The 18763-nt window shown below is 61.5% G+C and carries 29 protein-coding genes; 15 read left to right on the forward strand and 14 right to left on the reverse strand.

Annotation, left to right across the window (positions count from 1 at the left end; all coding sequences use genetic code 11):
• Position 1: 1 nt before the first annotated feature.
• The 10 genes from AO692_RS04995 to dcm all read right to left on the reverse strand — a co-directional run bounded on the left by AO692_RS04995 (position 2) and on the right by dcm (position 8052).
• A complete protein-coding gene (locus tag AO692_RS04995) occupies positions 2–1774 on the reverse strand; it encodes a phage/plasmid primase, P4 family (RefSeq protein WP_054308933.1) in 1773 nt (590 codons plus the stop codon).
• Positions 1775–2128, reverse strand: a complete 354-nt coding sequence (locus tag AO692_RS05000) for a DUF2493 domain-containing protein (protein WP_200911707.1) — start codon at positions 2126–2128, stop codon at positions 1775–1777.
• Positions 2125–2466: a DUF2116 family Zn-ribbon domain-containing protein gene (locus AO692_RS05005; protein WP_054308934.1), complete on the reverse strand. Its 342-nt coding sequence runs from the start codon at positions 2464–2466 to the stop codon at positions 2125–2127. Before AO692_RS05005 ends, AO692_RS05000 begins: the two co-directional genes overlap by 4 nt.
• Positions 2466–3488 (reverse strand): DNA methyltransferase, encoded by a 1023-nt coding sequence (locus AO692_RS05010; protein WP_054308935.1) that lies wholly within the window; start codon positions 3486–3488, stop codon positions 2466–2468. The genes AO692_RS05005 and AO692_RS05010 overlap by 1 nt, the downstream gene beginning before the upstream one ends.
• On the reverse strand, positions 3488–3853 hold the full coding sequence (locus tag AO692_RS05015; protein ID WP_054308936.1) for a hypothetical protein: 366 nt from the start codon (positions 3851–3853) through the stop codon (positions 3488–3490). Before AO692_RS05015 ends, AO692_RS05010 begins: the two co-directional genes overlap by 1 nt.
• Positions 3853–4029 (reverse strand): hypothetical protein, encoded by a 177-nt coding sequence (locus tag AO692_RS33090; RefSeq protein WP_161808041.1) that lies wholly within the window; start codon positions 4027–4029, stop codon positions 3853–3855. Before AO692_RS33090 ends, AO692_RS05015 begins: the two co-directional genes overlap by 1 nt.
• Positions 4026–5423, reverse strand: coding sequence for a DEAD/DEAH box helicase (locus tag AO692_RS05020; protein WP_082407218.1), 1398 nt, complete (start codon positions 5421–5423; stop codon positions 4026–4028). The genes AO692_RS33090 and AO692_RS05020 overlap by 4 nt, the downstream gene beginning before the upstream one ends.
• Positions 5420–5881 (reverse strand): hypothetical protein, encoded by a 462-nt coding sequence (locus tag AO692_RS05025; protein WP_054308937.1) that lies wholly within the window; start codon positions 5879–5881, stop codon positions 5420–5422. The genes AO692_RS05020 and AO692_RS05025 overlap by 4 nt, the downstream gene beginning before the upstream one ends.
• A complete protein-coding gene (locus AO692_RS05030) occupies positions 5881–7047 on the reverse strand; it encodes a CHC2 zinc finger domain-containing protein (RefSeq protein ID WP_054308938.1) in 1167 nt (388 codons plus the stop codon). Before AO692_RS05030 ends, AO692_RS05025 begins: the two co-directional genes overlap by 1 nt.
• A 162-nt stretch (positions 7048–7209) precedes the next feature.
• Positions 7210–8052, reverse strand: coding sequence for a DNA (cytosine-5-)-methyltransferase (gene dcm / locus AO692_RS05035; protein WP_244483257.1), 843 nt, complete (start codon positions 8050–8052; stop codon positions 7210–7212).
• A 65-nt stretch (positions 8053–8117) separates the two neighbouring features.
• Between dcm and AO692_RS05040 the strand changes: the two genes are divergently transcribed.
• Entirely contained in the window at positions 8118–9446 is a 1329-nt protein-coding gene (locus tag AO692_RS05040) for an ISL3 family transposase (RefSeq protein ID WP_054308940.1), read from the forward strand.
• Here AO692_RS05040 and AO692_RS32150 read toward each other — a convergent pair.
• The 4 genes from AO692_RS32150 to AO692_RS33495 all read right to left on the reverse strand — a co-directional run bounded on the left by AO692_RS32150 (position 9389) and on the right by AO692_RS33495 (position 11337).
• Positions 9389–9928 carry a hypothetical protein gene (locus tag AO692_RS32150; RefSeq protein WP_152979722.1) on the reverse strand — a complete coding sequence of 180 codons (540 nt, stop codon included), beginning with the start codon at positions 9926–9928 and terminating at the stop codon, positions 9389–9391. The two genes, AO692_RS05040 and AO692_RS32150, sit on opposite strands and share 58 nt — an antisense overlap.
• Positions 9925–10422 carry a hypothetical protein gene (locus tag AO692_RS05045; protein ID WP_054308941.1) on the reverse strand — a complete coding sequence of 166 codons (498 nt, stop codon included), beginning with the start codon at positions 10420–10422 and terminating at the stop codon, positions 9925–9927. Before AO692_RS05045 ends, AO692_RS32150 begins: the two co-directional genes overlap by 4 nt.
• Positions 10423–10528: 106 nt before the next feature.
• Positions 10529–11038, reverse strand: coding sequence for a hypothetical protein (locus AO692_RS32670; RefSeq protein WP_152979723.1), 510 nt, complete (start codon positions 11036–11038; stop codon positions 10529–10531).
• Entirely contained in the window at positions 11035–11337 is a 303-nt protein-coding gene (locus AO692_RS33495) for a hypothetical protein (RefSeq protein ID WP_054308943.1), read from the reverse strand. Before AO692_RS33495 ends, AO692_RS32670 begins: the two co-directional genes overlap by 4 nt.
• 5 nt (positions 11338–11342) lie before the next feature.
• Between AO692_RS33495 and AO692_RS05060 the strand changes: the two genes are divergently transcribed.
• The 14 genes from AO692_RS05060 (at position 11343) to AO692_RS05125 (ending at position 18640) form a co-directional block, all read left to right on the forward strand.
• The gene (locus AO692_RS05060) at positions 11343–12086 is read left to right on the forward strand and encodes a S24 family peptidase (protein WP_152979724.1); all 744 of its coding nucleotides are present in this window, start codon (positions 11343–11345) and stop codon (positions 12084–12086) included.
• Between the two features lie 89 nt (positions 12087–12175).
• Positions 12176–12685 (forward strand): hypothetical protein, encoded by a 510-nt coding sequence (locus tag AO692_RS32680; RefSeq protein ID WP_152979725.1) that lies wholly within the window; start codon positions 12176–12178, stop codon positions 12683–12685.
• Positions 12685–12921: a hypothetical protein gene (locus AO692_RS05070; protein WP_054308946.1), complete on the forward strand. Its 237-nt coding sequence runs from the start codon at positions 12685–12687 to the stop codon at positions 12919–12921. Before AO692_RS32680 ends, AO692_RS05070 begins: the two co-directional genes overlap by 1 nt.
• Positions 12921–13511, forward strand: a complete 591-nt coding sequence (locus tag AO692_RS05075) for a hypothetical protein (RefSeq protein ID WP_054308947.1) — start codon at positions 12921–12923, stop codon at positions 13509–13511. Before AO692_RS05070 ends, AO692_RS05075 begins: the two co-directional genes overlap by 1 nt.
• Positions 13508–14164, forward strand: coding sequence for a hypothetical protein (locus AO692_RS05080; protein ID WP_054308948.1), 657 nt, complete (start codon positions 13508–13510; stop codon positions 14162–14164). The genes AO692_RS05075 and AO692_RS05080 overlap by 4 nt, the downstream gene beginning before the upstream one ends.
• Positions 14164–14577, forward strand: a complete 414-nt coding sequence (locus tag AO692_RS05085; protein WP_054308949.1) for a hypothetical protein — start codon at positions 14164–14166, stop codon at positions 14575–14577. Before AO692_RS05080 ends, AO692_RS05085 begins: the two co-directional genes overlap by 1 nt.
• Positions 14574–15725, forward strand: a complete 1152-nt coding sequence (locus tag AO692_RS05090) for a hypothetical protein (RefSeq protein WP_054308950.1) — start codon at positions 14574–14576, stop codon at positions 15723–15725. The genes AO692_RS05085 and AO692_RS05090 overlap by 4 nt, the downstream gene beginning before the upstream one ends.
• A gap of 12 nt (positions 15726–15737) precedes the next feature.
• Positions 15738–15998, forward strand: coding sequence for a DUF2312 domain-containing protein (locus AO692_RS05095; protein ID WP_054308951.1), 261 nt, complete (start codon positions 15738–15740; stop codon positions 15996–15998).
• Positions 15998–16243 (forward strand): hypothetical protein, encoded by a 246-nt coding sequence (locus tag AO692_RS05100; RefSeq protein ID WP_054308952.1) that lies wholly within the window; start codon positions 15998–16000, stop codon positions 16241–16243. The genes AO692_RS05095 and AO692_RS05100 overlap by 1 nt, the downstream gene beginning before the upstream one ends.
• Positions 16243–16782, forward strand: coding sequence for a single-stranded DNA-binding protein (ssb, locus tag AO692_RS05105; protein ID WP_054308953.1), 540 nt, complete (start codon positions 16243–16245; stop codon positions 16780–16782). The genes AO692_RS05100 and ssb overlap by 1 nt, the downstream gene beginning before the upstream one ends.
• Positions 16782–17144 carry a hypothetical protein gene (locus tag AO692_RS05110; RefSeq protein WP_054308954.1) on the forward strand — a complete coding sequence of 121 codons (363 nt, stop codon included), beginning with the start codon at positions 16782–16784 and terminating at the stop codon, positions 17142–17144. The genes ssb and AO692_RS05110 overlap by 1 nt, the downstream gene beginning before the upstream one ends.
• Position 17145: 1 nt before the next feature.
• Entirely contained in the window at positions 17146–18024 is an 879-nt protein-coding gene (locus tag AO692_RS05115; protein WP_054308955.1) for a MazG-like family protein, read from the forward strand.
• The gene (locus AO692_RS05120; protein WP_054308956.1) at positions 18021–18251 is read left to right on the forward strand and encodes a hypothetical protein; all 231 of its coding nucleotides are present in this window, start codon (positions 18021–18023) and stop codon (positions 18249–18251) included. Before AO692_RS05115 ends, AO692_RS05120 begins: the two co-directional genes overlap by 4 nt.
• The gene (locus AO692_RS05125) at positions 18248–18640 is read left to right on the forward strand and encodes an HNH endonuclease signature motif containing protein (RefSeq protein ID WP_082407220.1); all 393 of its coding nucleotides are present in this window, start codon (positions 18248–18250) and stop codon (positions 18638–18640) included. Before AO692_RS05120 ends, AO692_RS05125 begins: the two co-directional genes overlap by 4 nt.
• Positions 18641–18763 lie beyond the last annotated feature (123 nt).

Genomic DNA, 18763 nt, shown 5'->3' on the forward strand with positions numbered 1-18763 from the left:
ATCAACGCTCATCCTCATGCGGATGATGATGCGAGCCATCCCCTGCCCCAGGTCGCCAATCGGGATGGATGGTGATCCCCTGATAGACGGTCTTGCCGTTCGAGCGGTGCCGCTTGAATTGCCGCATCTGGCCGTCCGGCCCTTCGAAGGCGCGCTCGGTCGCCTTTGAAAAGCGCTTCTCGAAGGTCGAGCGCGTCACCTTGAACACGCCTTCCCTGTCGGCGAAATTCTCGAAGGCGACGTAGAGATCGAACGGCTCTTCGTGGTCCTTGGTGTCACCGGTCACCACGCAGGCGAGACGGATGAACGTGCCGATGCCGTCACTCTCCTGCCGGTATTCCTCGCTGGCGGCCGTCACCTGCTTCGGCGTGTTCAGACCGTGGTTGAGGTATTCCAGCGCCCCTTCGACCATCCAGGCGAAGACGCCGGCAGCCTCCTTGCGCAGCTTGGAAGACAGCATCTTGTCGACCGCCGCCTTGTCGATCTGGATCAGCCACGGCACCAAAAGCAGGCGGCGCCAGATGCCGTCCGAATCGTCGTCGACGCGCGGCTTGTGGTTGCCGGACAGGATGATCTTGAAGTGCGGCTCGACCTCGAAGAAGTCCTTGTGCAGGCGCCGGACGGGGATCTTCTCGCCACCGGTCAGCGTCTTGATCAGGGCATCCTTCAGCTTGACGTTGGCTTCCGGCTCAGAAGCCGACACAAGGCGCGCGCCAGGCAGGCGGGCAAGGTCTGGCGTCGCCTCGCCGCCGCCGCGCTTGTTGTCACCGCTGAAGCTTTCGATCGACAGCGTGACGGCATAGTCGCCGAGGATGAAGCACAGCAGGTCGAGGAAGGTCGACTTGCCGTTGCGACCGGCGCCGTAGAAGAACAGCATCACCTGCTCGACGGTCAGGCCGGTCAACAGGTATCCGGCGAAGCGCTGGAGGAAGTGCCGTATTTCCGCGTCCGGCTGCACTTTCATCAGGAACTTGTCGAATTCCTCCGTCGACGGCCGCACACCGTCCTGCCACTCGGCCTCGATCAGCTTCGTGATCATGTCTTCCTGGCGGTGTTCGCGCAGGAAGGCCTTCCAGACCGTGATCATGCGCGGATCGTCCGGCTCGCTTTCCTGATCCTCGACCTCGACCTGGCGAAACTCGATAGTGCCGTTGCGGCAGTTGACGAAAAGGGGATCGGGGTTCAGGTCGCTGACCAGACGCGATACATAGGGCTGCGCCTCCGACATCATGTTGGTGAGCTTCGACGAGCCTGCAGTCGACTTCGCGTGCCGGCGCCGCGCCGACCGGCGATCTTCGATCAGGCCATAGACGGCCTCGGCCGCCTTGATCGCCTCTTGCTGATCCTTAACGAAGCGCTGATCGTCCGGCGTCGGAAGCTTCTTTTTCTTGCCCTTCGACAGGAAGCTTTCAAGCGCCTCGGATGCCACTTCGCCGGCACTGATGACGGCAAGCTCTTCCTCGGTCGCCTCGATCAGCTCGGCTTCCTTGCGGATCGCCTCGGCCGCGCGATGCACCAGCCGGCGCACCAGCGATTCGTCGACATCCTCTTTCCAGCGGCTTCCGTCATAGATGTGCCAGCCGATATTGGCGACATGGATGGCGATATGGCTGGCGGCACCGAGATGCTGCTCGGCAAGGTCGCCGAAGCGACGCCGCAGCCGGCGACCGTTGCCGATGTCGGTCTCCGGTTCTTTGGAGCAGGCCAAGAGCAGTTGCTGTTTCGCTTCCTCGGGATCGGGCTCGATGTCAGCCGGAGAGCTGTAACCGTCCATTTACCTGATCTCCTGAATTGGGATACCGGCCGCTTTCGCGCGCTCAACCATGTCGGCCGTGCCATTGCCGCCCGGAAAAGCGATGACCAGTTCCGGTCGATGCTCGTCGATCATGCGTTGATTGCGGATCGGGCCAGCGGCGCGGCCGCGACGCCGCCAATCGGCCGGTTCATTGATCATCAGCACGGAGTGCGCTTTGCGATAACACCAATGACGCGCAAGCTGGTCGGCGCCCGACGCACCACCCTGAATGATCGTCAGGCGCCCGTGGATCGCCTGAAGACCGTCGAGCGTACGCCACACCAGAATGCGGTTTGTATAATCTCGGCCGCCGCAAACGAGGACGCGCATCATCGTGCCGCCCCCGGTCTGCCGATACGAACATGGGTGACGACGGCGCGCAGATAGGGCCGCTCCTCGATCACCGCCTGCGTCTTGCGCCATGAGCGCCGGCCGTCACGCTCGGCCTTGTCTTCCTGCCGGAAGTTCGAAGCCATGCGGTTGATCAGCTGGAAGACACCGAGACGCTTTGCCTCGTCGCGCTCGAAGCGAAGTGCCATGTAGAGGTCATAAAGCTCGGCACCGCGCAGCTTGCGCCGGTTGTTGAACTTCTGGCGGCAGCGCGTCGAACAGAATTCGCTGCGTTCCGGCCGGGGGTTGGCGCATTCAAGGCAAGCGTGTACACGGGCCATCAGGAAGCGGCCTCCACGTCATTGCCGGCGTCGTCCGGCTGCTCGGCATCCGATGTCGCGCCTATCGACGCCAGCGCGTCGGCCTCGACCTTCTCGGGATCGCGCCGCATGTTCACGCGCGCCTGCCGGAAATACTTGTCCTTCAGCTCGAAGCCGATGCCGCGCCGGCCGGACTGGACCGCCGCCCACACTTCGGAACCGATGCCGAGGAACGGCGTGAACACGATGTCGCCAGGGTTAGACCAGAGATCGATGCAACGCTCGATCACGTCGAGCTGGAGCGGCGAGATATGCGCCTCGTCGTTGCCGTCACGCGCCGTCAGGTACTGAAGCGTGCGCTGCTGGCGGATGTCCATCCACACGGTTTCGGCATAGCGCTGCCAGACCTCGATCGAATACCAGTTCCGGTTGTCATGATCGGTGGTGTACTTGGCCTGATCCGGGCCGGTACCGGCGCCGACATAACGCTTCAGGCAGCCGGCGACCGGCTCGGGATTTACGCCCGGCTTGCGGAAGGCAACGATGTAGTCGGCCAGCGTCGAGCCGACGATCGTCGAATCCTTCACCAACTGCTTGTGCAGGAGGCGGTGTGACTTCGAGCGATGCTGTGCCGCAACCGGGTCTTTGCGGATCATCGTTTCGGAATGGAAGACCCATCCGGCATCCTGCCATGCCCGGATGACCTCGCCGCGAAAATCCTTCATGCCGATATGGCCATCGCGGATTTTAGAGGCCGGCAATTGCATGACATGCACGGCCTGGATGCGACCGGGCATGGTGATGCGCAGCATCTCGGCGATCAGGAAGTGATAATGCGTCCAGAAGTCGCCGCCTTCCGAGTTGGAAAGATCGCGCTCGGAGCCGCTGAATTTGTACAGGCCTTCGAAGGGCGGCGAGTGCACGCCGAACTGGACACTGTCGTCGGGAATGGCCCGGATCAGCTCGCATGAATCGCCATGATAGATCGCGTAGCGGTCCGTCACGTCCTGGTCGACGGCGTTGATGGTGGGAAGTGTGCGCATCAGCCTGCGCTCCCGATGACGGCGGTGAAATCGGCAGGCAGCACCACATTGGACGGCGCGTCGTCGAACATCGGGGCAATGTCGGCCGGCCTGTATCCCGCCAAACCGCACCCGATAGGCGTCAGCCGAAACACCAGTTCCGGGTTCTCGCGTGCGAAGCGCTTGAACCGGTGGACATGGTTGCGGATGCGAAACAAAGGGAGCGTTGCAAGCCGCTCGTCCTTCGTCGGAATGGCGTAGCTGTCACCCTGAAGGCCCTCGGCTTGTCCGTAGACTGCGCCGCAGTTATCCCTTGCCCACAGGGCCGCGCCCTTGCCGTGTCGGCCCGCCAGATTGGAGCCGAAAACAAAAATATCGCGCCCCATCAGATCCTCCGCATCCAGGCGATGCATGGCCAAAGCACTGGCCAGAGCGCCGACACAAAGCAGAGCGCGCCGACTTCGATCGAGTTGACCGGCTTGCCCGCAAACCGCATCAGGTAGCGCGCGAACAGGACGGCTCCGGCCATCCAGCCCGCAATCAGGATTAAAGGGGTGATCACGCGAATTCCTCCCATGCCGGCAGGATGAGTTTCTGTTTCGGTTGATAGTCGTGACGCTCCAGGGCAGCGCCGCGCACGGCGAGGCTGGAGAGATCGGCCATGTGCCGGACCATGGCTTCTGCCATGCGGTCGGCGTCACGTTCCTTGCGGTCGTGGTTGGCGATCACCGCGCCCTCGGTGTCGGCGGCGATGAAGTCGGCCGTCACCGGTAGCCGCTGGCCGAAACGCCAGAAACGGCGGATGATCTGATAGACCTGCTCCCAGCTGTCGTTCATGCCGATCAGGCCGGTGCGGCGGCAGTGTTGCCAGTTCATGCCGAAACCGCAGATCGAGGCCTTGGTCACCAGCACGCGGATCTTGCCGGCCTTGAAGTCCCTAAGCTTCTCTTCCTTCCAGTCGTCATGGTCGGTGCCGCGCACTTCGACAGCGCCTGGAATGGCTTTGGCTACCCCTTCGGTCTCCGCATTGAGATTGCCCCACCAGACGTAAGGTTCATCGGGCGGCGTGAGCGCCACCGCCTTGGCGATGCGCGCTTCGAGCGAAGAGCGGCGGGCATGGCCGCGTTCGGCAAGGGTCTTGGCCTGTACCGGCAGCATGGAGAACTGACCGTCAGGCGTCCAATGGCTGCCTTCGGTCGGCACCACATGCAGCCGCTTGATCAGCGGCGGCAGGTCATAGCCGTCGTCGGGATAACCGAGATCGCTCGGCTTGCGCAGCATCACCGCCCATGACGCCATCCAGCGCCAGAAGTCGTCTTCCGCGTGTCCCTTCAGCCGCCACGCCTTGGTGTCGGACCCGTCATGCGTGAAGAAGGTCGCCAGCATGGCGAAATGCGACATGATGCCGAGGAATTCGGCGTGATTGCCAAGCTCCATGAAATCGTTCGGCGCAGGCGTTGCCGTCGCCGCCAGCCGGAAACGATGCCGCTGCACGCCGGCAATCAATCGTGTCCGGTAGTGACCGTCATGGCTTTTGAGGATCGAGCTTTCGTCCAGCGCGACGCCACCGAACCGATCCAGTTCGAAATGGTCGAGCTTCTGATAATTGGTGAGCTGCAAGACATCGTCGACGCCGGACTTCGTGACGATGGTTGCCTGGATGCCGCGTTCGGCTCCTTCGTCGACATGCTGCGGCGCGACGGCGAGCGGGGCGAAGATCAGGGACGGCTTGTCGGTGAAGTGCGCGACCTCCTGCCCCCACACCAGTTCCATCAATGTCTTGCCAAGGCCTGTGCCGGCGAAGATGGCGGCCCGGCCGCGGTGCAATGCCCACCGGGTGATGTCGCGCTGGTGCGGGAACAGGAAGTCGGGCAGGTCCCGCACCTTCTCCATACCGCTGTCGGGATCGACCTGGCGCTTGGCGTCGAGGAACTGGTGATAGGCGTGGATGGTCAACGGTCGTCTCCCAGCGAAACGACGTGATAGGAAGAGACGGCGCCGCCAACGGCGCTTTTCAGGCGGCGCACCAGCCCGATCTTGATCAGTTTGTGCAACATCACCCGGATCGTCGGCACGGGGATGTTCGTGGCCTGATGGATGGCGGTGACGCCGCCGGAGAAGGTGCCGCGCGGGCTGGCCTGCGCCTTCATGGCCGTATGAACGCGCAGTTGCGTCACGGTGATGCCGACCGACCGGGCCAACGCCAGTTCGGCCGCCGTATTGTCCGGCTCGGGCTGGACAGTGAGCGTCACCTCCAGAATGCCTTCGAAATGGCTTTGGACGAATTCGTTCGAGCTGATGCCGGCGACGCGCGCCGCACGCTCGATCGCCAGATTGGTCTCGCGGTCGCACTTGACCGAATATCGATAGACGGGTTCGAACGCGCTTGGTGTCTCAAAGCCGGAAATACTCATCACGCCACCGCCCTATCCGGCCGGCGCTCACGCAACCGGCGCAACATGTCGTTGAAGTCCGCGCCGTCGTCGGCCCAATCGATCCGGCAATCCGGAACGGTGAGCGCATGGCGCTTTCGGGCGCGCAGCATCGCCGCCTGCGTTGAGAAGCGGTCGCTGTCGCCGTCGCCGATCAGCGTCAGGCGGCTGAATATGCCGGCCGGCAGTGTCAGGCATCGCGCGTCGGTCAGGTCGGGTTCATGGCTGCCGACTTTCGCCTTGCGCACCCGGCCAAGCGTGTCCTTGATGGTCAGCGAAGGGTGCGGGATCTGGCCCGTCGCCTTGCCGGAGATGTTGTCGAGGTTGATGCCGCACCACAGCGTCGAAGTCCGGTCGTCGCGCAGCTCGCGCCAGGAGAACACCGTTTCGATGCCCTCCCCCGTCGCCAGTCCGGTGCCGGGTTCGCCATCCCGCAGCACGATCTTGCCGCCCCGCTGCGTGCCTTTCACTTTCTTCGCGTCCAGCACTTCGCCGGTATCCGGGTTGGCGATGACCGCCTTGCCATTCGGCCGAGAGAGGTCGAGCCAGGTGCGATGCACGCCGATGAAATGGCCGTCCGGACCGGTGATCGCCGCCAGCATGGCGGGACCGCGATGGATGATCGTGCTGTGCTGGTCGCCTTTCCGCTTATGCCAATAGGCAAGGTTCTCGACTTCGCGCAGCGTCCTGATGTGCCAGTCCGGCATGGCGATGCCACGGATGGCCAGATAGCGAACGACGAGATGGCCGCCACGTGACGGATCATGTGACCTTCCGGACCGCCAGATATCCCAGGCATCCCTGCGCGCCCGTTCGCGGAACTTGTTGTCTTCGTCCTTTGAAACCGGCGCATGCGTTGCCGCAGGCACCGGGCGCTCGCCGGTCAGCATCTCGACCGCCTCGGCGAAACTGCATCCATGCTTGTGGCGGATCAGCACGATAGCGTCGCCGGCCTCGCCTGAAGCGCGGCACAAAAAGACATTCTCGGCTTCGTTCAGCCAGAACCGGTCGCGTCCGCCGCAGGCGGGGCAAGGGCCATTAAGTTCGCTGCCCTTGCGCTTCAGCGTCGTCGCCGAGGCGCCGCACAGATAGGCGGTAGCGAGGATCGAGGCAGAATGAGCTTGCGCGACGGTCTCGGCGGGGATCATGACACGTCCCCGTTGCGATGCGGCTCACAAGGAGCATGCTTACCACCGCCGAAGACGTATTCCTTCCATGGCGTCCAGCACCGGCTTTGCGATTTCTGAGGTTGATCTGACATTTGGGGGTCCCCTCCTGCTTTCGTCTTCCGAGGTTGATACGGTCACTGTTCACTCCCTTGCTCCGTCGCTAGTCCGATCGATCCGTGGAGTGGACCCAATACTCGGAGCGGATCGATCGGACGGGCTGTGAGTCTCCCCTTCGGCTTTAGCTTTGAGGATGGCCATTCCGATCATTTGCGGGATGAACGGCACGACGGCGTTCCCGATCGCCTTCAATCGGGCAACGTCCAGTTTGCTCGGTACCCCATCAACCACTCGCTCCACGGCGGGTTCGGAACTCCACCAAGCCAACGATCCAGGGACACGCTCTTGTTGGTCTCGAAGTTCAGTGCCTCCGTCGATGTGCATGTTCGACGGATATGGTCTGAGGAAGTGGGTGTCGGGACCGAGTGCGTCGCTTTTCCGGTGAGCGATGATCCAGAGACGGTCACGACGGTGAGGCGCGCCAACATGGGCAGCGGGGATACAATGCCACTCCGCATCGTACCCGATCTCATCGAGTGCAATGAGCAGGTGCTCCAGTCCGCGAGACCGAATTTTTGAGACATTTTCGAGGATGAGGTATCGCGGATTGATCTCTTCAGCGAGCCTAATGACTTCCCGCCAGAGGCCTGTTCTGGAGCCGTCAATTCCGGCTCCTCGTCCTGCAATTGACACGTCTTGGCAGGGGAAGCCTCCGCAGATAACATCGACATTGATGTTGTCGCGTTCCAGGACGTCCGCGCTGATGGATCTGATGTCATGATAGCAAGGAACCTTTGGCCAGTGCCGCTGTAGGATGCTGCGCGGGAACGCGTCGATTTCACAGAAGGCGACGGTCTCGAAGCCTCCGGTTCGTTCCAGTCCAAGACTGAAGCCGCCAACGCCGCTGAAGAGGTCGAGAACCTTCATCATGCCGCCACCATTAATTGACTGGTGACGCGGTCCCGGTAATGTCCGGCCCGAAGGGGACGGGCATGAAGGGTTTGATTAGTTTCGATCTTCTTCGACTGGACGGCTACATGGCCATGGAAGTCGAAGAGCTTGAGGGGAAGTTGTACGTTGACACCCAGGCATTGAAGCCGGAGAAACCGCGGTGCGCCTGCGATGCTCCTGACGTGGTGAAGCATGGGAAGCGCGTCGTTCACTTCCGTGACTTCCCGATCCAGCGGCAGGAAACGTACCTGCGCATCACGCGCCAGCGCTATCGATGCCGAAGCTGTGCTTCCATCCTCCTTGAGCGCCTGCCGTTCATCGACGACGACAAGAGGATGACCGCCCGATTTCGAGACCAACTCTTCAAGGATGGCATCGAGATGAAGTTCAGGTTGGGCGGCGACATCAACGGGGTGAAAGAAAGCCTGGTGCGTCGGACGTTCAAGGAAGAGGCCCGGAAGCGTTTTCAGACCTACACCTTCGATCTTCCCCGCATTCTCGGTATGGACGAGAAGGTGATTGGCGGCTCCCCTCGATTTGTCATCGGCGACGTTGAGAACCGCCTGCTGCTGGACATCACCGAGTCCCGCAAGAAGGAGGACTTGGTCCCCTACTTCAAGCAGTGGAGCCACGCCGACCGGATGAAGGTCGAGGTCATCACTCAGGACATGTACTGGGGCTACAAGACGCTCAATGAGCAATACTTCAAGGCCTCGACGATCGTAATCGATCGCTTCCACGTTGTCCGATACGCCGACTGGGCGGTGAGCAAGGTCCGCCAGAAAATTCAGGAGGGCGCGATCAATGAGGACCGCATCGAGCTGAAGGACAAGATGGAGCTGTTCCAGACCCGCCCGCAGAAGCTCAAGGACGAAGAGAAGGCGGAGATGGAGCGGTTGTTCAAAAAGCATCCGAAGATCGAGGAAGCCTACACGCTCAAGGAATGGTTCTACAAAATCTACCACTGCAAAACGCGGGAAGAAGCTGAGAACGATTATGAGGCGTGGCGACGACTGATCCCCGACGACATGAAGGGACCATTCAGCAAGATATTTTCCTTCATGCGGGAGAGCCGCTGGCGACGGTACATCTTCAACTACTTCGATCACCGCTACACGAACGGATACATCGAAGGCCTGAACGGGCTTCTGGACGAAATTAACCGAGGCGGTCGCGGCTACGATCTCGAAACGCTTCGATACAAGGCGCTTCTGAAGTACGGCGACGTGAAGCGGCTGATCGACATCTACACCTACGATCTGTGGAAGATCAGCCCGGAAGAACGGGAGGAAATTTTGGGTACGTCGATTGGTCATGGGATCAGCCTGTCAACCTTTGAGCGCGATTTGAGAGCAGGTGCGTTCTGGTGAGTTCCAACCGTGAAAGTCGGATAGCCCCAGCACCAGTTGCCGTCACGGTTGCGAAGGAAACCCCACCTGCGGTTTGAATTGCCGCGCCAAACCAGCGTGATGATTTTCCGGCTGTCGGCCTGCGGGATGTTGCCGACCACGTCGCCTGCATAACGACCGATGACCCGGTGGCAATGCGTTGCGGGCCGATAAGATAGACGGAAGGCGCGAACCACTTGGCGGTGAAGTTTGTATTTCTCCGGCCCGCAAAAAAGCGCCTCCATGTAGCAAAGGCCCTTGGTGTCAGGCGTGGCTACTTCCTCGACATACGAAGTCAGCGGAAACGTCCAGAAATCCCAAGGGTGATCATGGCAATCCGGATCGATATCGCCACGATGAAAGACGTGAAGGCGAAGGCGCCCGAACCAAAACCGCGTGAGGTAAGGGCTCGTATGTTCGCCATGACCATATATCGTCTGCCGACCCAAGAGCCCCCAGCTCATGCCGCGCCCCCGTTCACAACCGTGAACCCGCCAACGGCCTTCACCTGGGCGAGCGACTTGCGGTGATCGCTGAGAACGCGCTCGAGATGCGCCATCAGCTTGTCCTGCTCGTTCGCCTCGGCGGGCGTGATCTGGCCATCGGAGAGATGCAGGGCGGCGGCGGTCATCACTTCGCCGACCTGGCGAACGACATCGGCATAGGAGCGCATGACGCCGTTTGCCGCCTCGACCGCGCCGTCAGGATCGGCCAGCCGGCGATTGTTCAGCGACGCCATCGCGGAGGTGACGAGCGGCATGCCGCACTCGCCTTCGAGCGCCAGCGCCACATGCACCGGCATCATGTCGGGCTGCGCGCCATTGTTCCACCGGCCGACCTGTGCGTCGGAGAAATCGACGATTACAGCGGCACGCTGGATGCCGCCGCACGCAGCGATCAGGTCACGCTGCGCGGCCTTGATGCGGTAGTGTCGCTGGTCTGCATTGGCGACGGTCATGGGCGAAAGCTCCCAAAGGGCAAAAGCTTTCTCCTCACGAGAAAAGCGGACGCTTTTTCTCGTGGTGAGAACGGTTCGAAAGGTGTGTTGTCGTCAGGTCAGAACGTTACGGAGGTCCGCATGCAGTTCCTTTCAAATCTCGTTGCAAGCCTTCGTCGGACTTGCTCGAATGGTCGGGTCCATCGGGAGGAAACAGATGAAAGCCGAAGAACGGATCGAACTCGAAGCGTTGACGGAAGAGCTGCTCGCACGGAATGGGGTACTGGAAGCCATGCAGTCGCAGGTTGTCCGTCTCCTTGCCAGCCTTACCGACGATCCGGATGCCAGCGTCCGGCTGACGATGGCCGATGTTCGAACCAATCTTCATCTTGGCCTGGAGAAAGCGAACAAGACCGGCGATCCGTCGCAACAGCGCATTGCGCGACGATCTCTGGAACATGTGAACGACGTCGAAGCTCGTCTGCTGGAGATGAGACGGCACGAAGGTGGTGGCGGGACGCAATAGGCCTGCCCGATCTTCCGGTTTCCGTCCGAGGATTGGACGAAAATCCACATCGATCTCATACCGATACCGGTGGAGCACAGCCACCGGAATGGGGAACTGACGGCCAGTCATTCCGCCGCCTCCTGCGCAGGAAGCCGCAAGGCGGCGACGTGGTGATGGTCAAGGGTGGCGGACCGCTTAGGCTCGGGCCGCGTGATGGTGTCGGGCCACGCCAAGAGTGCGGGCCAATTATCGGAGAACCACTGCATGGCAGCTTCGAAAGTCGAGGTTGTTACATCGGCGCGACCTTCTGCAATTGCACCCAATGTTGCACCGCGATTGAGAACGATTGTTGAGATACGCGCACGGCTGAGGCCGACCGCGTCGGCATAGACGTCACCCACCACGACAAGCTGCTGTTTCAGGTTCATGCGACATGGATACGGAACTTTTTCCTTATCGTCAACGGATTGTTTTCCGCGATACAGAAAGTCGATTTGCGGATAAAATTCCTCACATGCCAACAGATTTCCAAATGCGCGTGCGAATCCGCATGGCTGAGCTAAATTTGTCCGCAAGGGCAACTTCCCTGGCGGCCGACCTATCCGCCGACGCGGTGGGCAAGATGCTCAAGGACGGCGCAGGCCTTCCACGTGGCGACAGCCTAACGGGGCTGGCGCGGGCTCTAAAGACTACGGAGCAATGGCTGATATCAGGCCCGGATGAAAAACAGGCATCCCGAAGCGCGGAAGGCAGCGAGGAAACTCTTTCGCCGCCGCATGTTGAAGAGGTTGAGATTAAGGCCACAGCAGCAGGATCGCATGACCACGGGGCGATCCAGCTGTTTGACAATGCTATTGGTTACGCTCCCCTACCCCGAGGACTGAAAAAACAAACAGGTGTTTATGCACTGGTTGTGATCAACGATTCGATGTGGCCGGAACATAAGCCAGGCGCAATCCGTTTTGTGACCCCCGGCATTCCACCTCGCGTCGGCGACAGTGTAGTGATCGAGTTCATCAAAGATCCTGAGATCGGCCCCGAAGCCATGATCGGACACCTCAACACTCGCGGCGAAACAATCAAACTCGGCAAACTCAATCCGCCTGCGGAGATCGAAATACCCGCAAAGTCGATACTCAAACTGCACCGAATCGCCACAGACGCCGAAACGGCATGACGGAATAATTTCCGTACTCCGTATTGACACGGAATAATTTCCGTACTTAATTCCGCTCCATCGCCCTTGAACCGGTGGAGCTTCCGAATTTGTCCCGCTTACAATTTATTGACATCCTCGTCCGTGACAAATCCGCGACAACCAGCGGACGTTCCGTCGACGACGACTATCGTGTGGGACGCCACGCCTCGTTCCACAATAACGGCATGATCGCCCGGCTTGGCTGTGCAGGCGAGAAGCCTGGAAACCAAACTGGGATTGGTTTCGTTGACCTTGGCTTCGATAAGTTTGACAGCCTCACGAAAAGCGGCGTGATCACGCCAAACATAAACTGTGCTCATCTCGGCACGGCCAAGTATCACCTGCTCTTCAGCGGCAATAGCATTGGACACCCAAGCGACCAATACGATCGCAACGGCTATCGCTCGACGCATAAACCCCTCCCACCGATGACCAGCCATCTTGGCACGTTCGAAGGCGAACGCAAGCGGAACACGCGCGGCTTCGACGAGGACTGCAGCACGGCGCGCGCCCTTTGCTCGCTGCTGGCCATCACCGTCTTTCTCTACGCCGTATCCCTCTTCACGAGGGTCTACTGATGCGCGTGAAAATGTTCGAATGTTCCGCCAGTTCCGGTTCGAGGAACTTCGTCGGCATCTTCCCTCTGGAAGATATCCTATCCGCAAATGCCAACGCGTTCTCCACCGAAGAACTTGACGAATTCGCTGGTGAGCTGAAGCGAACCGGGCAGGCAAGATTGCCCGGCTTTGTCGGTGCCTATGCCGAATTCGAGCGGATCGCCCCTTCCACTACACTTTCCACGAGGGTCTACTGATGCTGACAGAAGTCCGCAGCGGCGGTGCCATGTCGCACCCCATCGCCTCCAGCCTCGCCGGCAAGCCCGGCCAGCGCGCATCCAATCAGGTCCGGTCCGATCATCCTGCCGGCGAACAGAAGCTGCACCATCGTGCGGTCGAACTCGCCGACATGCTGCGCGAACTGGCCGGCGTCGACGGCAGCGCCAGCGAAGCCGAGCTGCGCGGCCGCGGCTTCACCATGGCCGAGATCGTCGAGCACCTGCCGACCGCCACGCTGATCGTGTCGGAAAGCTGGGTGCGCCGCGTCGATCCGCCCGGCGACCGCGTGCCCGACATCATCACCAAGGCGCTGGCGGCAGCCTCGCACAACATGCCGAAGACCGCCGGCCTCGAACCGGAATTCGAGGAGGATGCCGGCATCGCTTGGCGCCGCTATTGCACGGCACGTGCAGCCTGGAAGCTCGATCCATGGGTCAGCCAGGGCGAGCGGTGCCTGAAGCTGCTGGAAGCCTTCCTCGTGCGCCTGCCTTTGCTGGAGCGTGAACGCAACCGCGTCGTCTACGCACTCGCCGCCAAGCAGAAGACAGAAGGGAGGCCGGTACGATGACCGTCCATCCCTCCGGCTTCGTCATCGACGCCAGCAAGCCCTGGCAGCAGACCATCAGCGGTCGCGCCTTCCCGCTCACCGCCTTCTCGGCGCTCGACATCGACCTCTATGGCGATGTCGCCGAAAGCCTGGCGCGCGTCTGCCGCTTCGGCGGCCATGTGCCGGGCAACGCCTATTCGGTTCTCCAGCACAGCGTCGTCGGCGCCGACGCCGCTCTTGAAGAAACCGGCGACGCCCTGCTGGCGGCTTACTTCCTTGCGCACGATCTGCACGAACACATCATCGGCGACCAGACCACGCCTGTGGTGAACTGGCTTGCCGGCATCGAACTGGAGACGTTCGGCTCGCGCGATATCGTTCGCACCGTCCTGGCTATCGCCAAATCAAAACTGGACTGGGCGATCTGGCGCGCTGCCGGCTTGCCGCAGCCCGGAAAGACCTACTGGGAGCGCGTCAAGGAATTTGATGTGCGCATGCTCGCCACCGAGCGGCGCCACCTGTTGATGCAGCCGCCCGCCAGCTGGGGCGACGATGTCGAGAACGCCAAGCCGATCCGGCTGCGCGGCAAGCTGACGGCATGGCCGGTCGCCAAGGCCGTCGAGGAATTCCGCATCCGGCTTGACCGCCTTTGCCCAAACGCCAGGAGGATGTGATGGGTCAGAACATTGCCCATATCGCCAGGGTTCTCGATGACGAATCGCGCAGGCGTCTGTTTGCGCCGCTGGTCGAGCAATCGGCTGCCGACGATCTGATCGATGCGCTTGCCGACAAGAAGCTGCCCGAGATTCATGGCAAGGCTCAACTGACGGACAGCGGCACCAAGTTCATGGATATCATGGCCGCGCGCGCTCATGCCCTCGGTCGTCTGCCGGAGGAGTTTGAACCGGAGTGGGTCAGCAACTTCCGCACCGAGGCCGAACATCTGCAACGCCTCATCGCGGAATGCCGTGTGGATGAAGCGCTGGCGCAACTGCACGAGATGGTGCCGGGTCCGGATGTCCTGTCGCCGGCCGCAGCCAAGATGCTGGCACAGCTGCATTCCGGGCAGCGGAGCCTGTCGCTATGATCAGCTTCAACGTCTCCGCCTTCGCCGAAGCGGCCAAGGCCATCCGCAACGTGCCGGCAGGATCGCGCGACTTCGAGATCCTCGACCACGCCCTGCTCGACGCCGACAGGACATCGCTGAAGCTGACCATGTCCGATATGGATGTCGAAGCCCGCGTCATCGTCGAGTGCAAGGCGGACGCCGAAGTCAGCACCGCGATCCCGCGATCGATCCTCGAATTCTTCATCCTGCACGCCGGCAAGGGCGACGAAACCGGCACGCTGGAATTCGACGAGGATCTGCGCAACGTCACCGCCCGCCACGGCAAGGCGCGCCTCACGCAGGCCATCCTGCCGGCCGATATGTTCCCGCATTTGCATGGCAGCGAGGCCAGCTGGTCGATCAAGCTGCTGGCGCACGAGCTGTGCGACGTGCTGTCCCGCACCGAACGGGCGGTCAGCACCGACCTGAACCGCATCATGCTGCATGGCCCGTTCCTGCACCAGTTCGACGGCCAGCTGCGCGTCATCGCGGCGGATGGATACCACATCCACATCGTCGACATGGACGATCCCGAGATGACCGGCGAGCTTCCGACACGCGACGGCACGAGCCTGCCAGGCGTGATCATCCCGCCGAAGACGGTCAAGGAAGTGCTGCGCATCTTTGGCGGCGACGAAAGTGCCATTACCCTTTCCGGCAACGAAAACACGATCACGATCGATGCCGAGCGCATCCGCATCGTCTCGAAGCTGATCGACGCCACCTTCTTCGACTATCCCGACAAGCTGCCGGAGCTGAGCGACCTCGTCGTGCGCGTCTCGGCCGAGGCCATGCAGCGCGCGATCGACGGCCTGCTGGTCGCACCGAAGACGGACGGCAAGGGCAAGCGCGAAGCCATCCGCACCATCAGGATGACGGTGCGCGACGGCGCCATCGAACTCTTCGGGCGCGGCGACAACGGCGACGCCGAAGACCTGGTGGACGCCGACACCGGCAGCACGCCGGCCGGCTCGGAGGTCGCCTTTGCCGCCCACTACCTGCGCGACGCGATCGACGCCGCGAGGTCCAAGGAAATCGCCATCCACATGCCGCCCGAAATCGGCCGGTTCTTCCACGTCGTCGGCAGCGAAGGCGCGACCTTCCTGATCGGCCCACGTCGCTTCTAGAGGAGTTTTTCCATGTTCGACGAAATCACCGAAACCAGCCAGACCGTCGCCGCCGGCCAGCTGCGCAGCCTGATCGAGCGCATCGAGCGGCTGGAGGAAGAAAAGAAGACGATCGGCGACGACATCAAGGATGTCTATGCCGAGGCCAAGGGCACCGGCTTCGACACCAAGGCTATCCGCGCCATTGTCGCCTTGCGCAAGCAGGATCAGGCCGAACGCCAGGAAGCGGAATCGATCCTCGACCTCTACAAGGCCGCGATGGGGATGGCCTGATGCTGAACCATCAGGACCTCAACCGCGCGCTGAAGCTGTTCGAGGAGCGCAAGACCGCCATGGCGATGCGCTCCCGCCTCGACAGCGAGCCGGTGCGCCTGATGGTCGGCGACGGCGCCACGGCCGGCACTGTCGCGCTTTCTCCCTCCTATCTCGGCGGCATCGTCGGCGACGTGAAAGCTTCGCTCGACCAGCAGATCGCCGTCATCAATTCCACCCTGACCGCAATGGGGATCGAACCGTAATGGCTGGCTCCGTCAACAAAGTCATTCTCGTCGGCAACCTCGGCGCCGAGCCGGACATCCGCCGCACCCAACGGACCGATCAGCTCGTCGTGTCGTTCCGCCTCACCACCTCTGAGACCTGGCGCGACAAGGAAAGCGGCGAGCGCAAGGAAAAGACCGAGTGGCATACGGTGGTCGTGTTCAACGAGCAGATCGCCAAGGTCGCCGAGCAGTACCTGAAGAAGGGCATGAAGGTCTATGTCGAGGGCCAGCAGCAGACCCGCAAGTGGACCGGCAACGACGGGATCGAGCGCTACACGACCGAGACCGTCCTGAACCGCTTCCGTGGCGAATTGCAGATCCTCGACAAGTTGCCGTCGAACCGACCGCCGGAATCCGACAGTCCCGAAAGCTACGGTACGACGCGCGACGCCGATCAACGCCGTCAGGTCGAGGAGCGCACCCGCAACCAGCAGACCCGTTTCGGTGGCGGCGGCGGCACCTTCGGTAGCCGTGAACTGGATGACGAAATCCCCTTCGCGCCGGAATGGAGGGGATGATGAACAACCTTTCCTGGCTCATCTATGCCGCCGAGGTTTCGGAGCGCATTCAAGAGGCCTGCGTTTTCATCACGTTCGTCATAGGCATCATTGGCGGTGCGGCGCTTCTGGTCGCTTTTATAGGAACCCTCGCCGAGGGCGGCAAACTTCGATATCCAGTCGTCGCCTTCTTATTCTGGCTGCCGATCACGATCCTATCGTTGGGTGGTGCATGGCTCCTGCCATCGTCGAAGACCATCTACATGATCGCCGCATCCGAGGCCGGCGCCCAGGTCGTCACCTCTCCCGACGCCGTCGAAATGATGGGCGATCTCAAAGCCATCATCAAAAAGCGCCTGAAGGCCGAACTGGAGGGCAAGTGAAATGTCTAACGCCCTCACACTGCACGCTTTGCAGCAAGCCCATATCGAGCGCCAGAAGGAATGGTGCCCCGATCAGGTTCCAGACCTGTCTTTCCGTGGCAATGAGATGGCCGGCGAGACCGGCGAAGCTTGCAACGTCATCAAGAAGCTGGAGCGGGAACGCCACGGCTGGCGAGGTTCACGCGCTACCAAGGAGCAGCTGGCCGAGGAATTGGCTGACGTGATCCACACGGCCGTCCTTTGCGCGATCACGGCCGGCATCGACATTGAGCCGGCAACAATCGCCAAGTTCAATTCCACTTCCGAGAAAAACGGCCTTTCCTTCCGCCTCTCGGCACTGGAGCCGATAGAGCCGGAAACCAGCCTGGACGAGCGCATGAAGGCGGCAGGGATGATCCCGCTGTCCGATCTTCTCGCCGGCAAGACGCCTCTCGCAAGGTGGATGGCGCACACTGGCGTCCGCGACATGGACAGCTTCGAAGAATGGGTAGCGATGAAGCATCGCGAATTCTTGAGGATGCGTGTCGAGTACGAACTTGGCGACAAGGACCAGAAAGACGAGCTTTACGAATGGGTGTTCGCCCATGCCGCTGTTTTCGGTGAGGTCGCCGCGAACTTCCGGCAGGCGCAAGCCTCGGTTCAAACGCCGACGCATCGCCATGTGAAGCGCGGCACGAAATACGTGCTGCTTGGCATCGGTAAGATGCAGGCCGAGCACTGGCGCGATATCTCCGTTGACGAAGACGAGACGGCCTTGGTCGATCTGCGTGAAGTCGCCATCTATCGCAGCGTCGATGACGACTCGCTGTGGGCACGTCCTCGCGAAGAATTCGAGGATGGCCGCTTTGAAGTCCTCTCCCAGCAGGGAGAGCAGAAATGAACGCCAGTGAGACACACAACCGCCTCGCCGGCATGTTCGTCGACACGGTCGCAGGGCAAACCTCCGATCACTCGGAACTGATGGTCGTCATTGAGAGTACCATTCTCGCCACCATGCTTATTTCCCGGCGCGTATATGGCCTTTCTCCAGAGGGATGCGTCGAGATGGTAGAGATGGCCATCCAGCAAGCCACGGACCGATTCGCCGCGAACAAGGCGAAATCATGAAGCTCGATCGCCGCGCCGACATCGAAGCCAAGATCATGGCCCGCGTCGAAATCGACCCGGTGACCGGTTGTTGGCTGTGGACCGGACCGACATCCGGCAGCACCGGACGCGGCAAGGATTATCCGCGCATGTCCTTGGGGGGGCAGACGGTTGCGGTGCATCTCGTCATGTGGACCAACGTGCACGGTTACATCCCCGGCAAGAAGCAACTGGACCACAAGTGCCGCAACCGCCGCTGCGTCAATCCGGACCCCGAGCATACCGAGCTTGTCACACAGAAGCGCAACGCCATACGCCGCGAGGAAGCCAATGGCCGGCGCCGGCCGCAAAAGCGGCGGCGCAAGGCAGGGAAGGCGCTGCGGGTACACGCGGACAAGGGGAATGACTGATGCGCGTCCCCGACAACGTCACCGATGACATGCCCCTGCGACTGAGCGTCGCCGCTGCCCTCGCCTTTCCTGATGGAACCATGGGCGCGCACGGCCTTCGCAAGGAACGTGACGCCGGCAGGC

It is taken from the genome of Mesorhizobium sp. 1M-11, assembly GCF_001303895.1.
Taxonomy (GTDB): domain Bacteria; phylum Pseudomonadota; class Alphaproteobacteria; order Rhizobiales; family Rhizobiaceae; genus Mesorhizobium.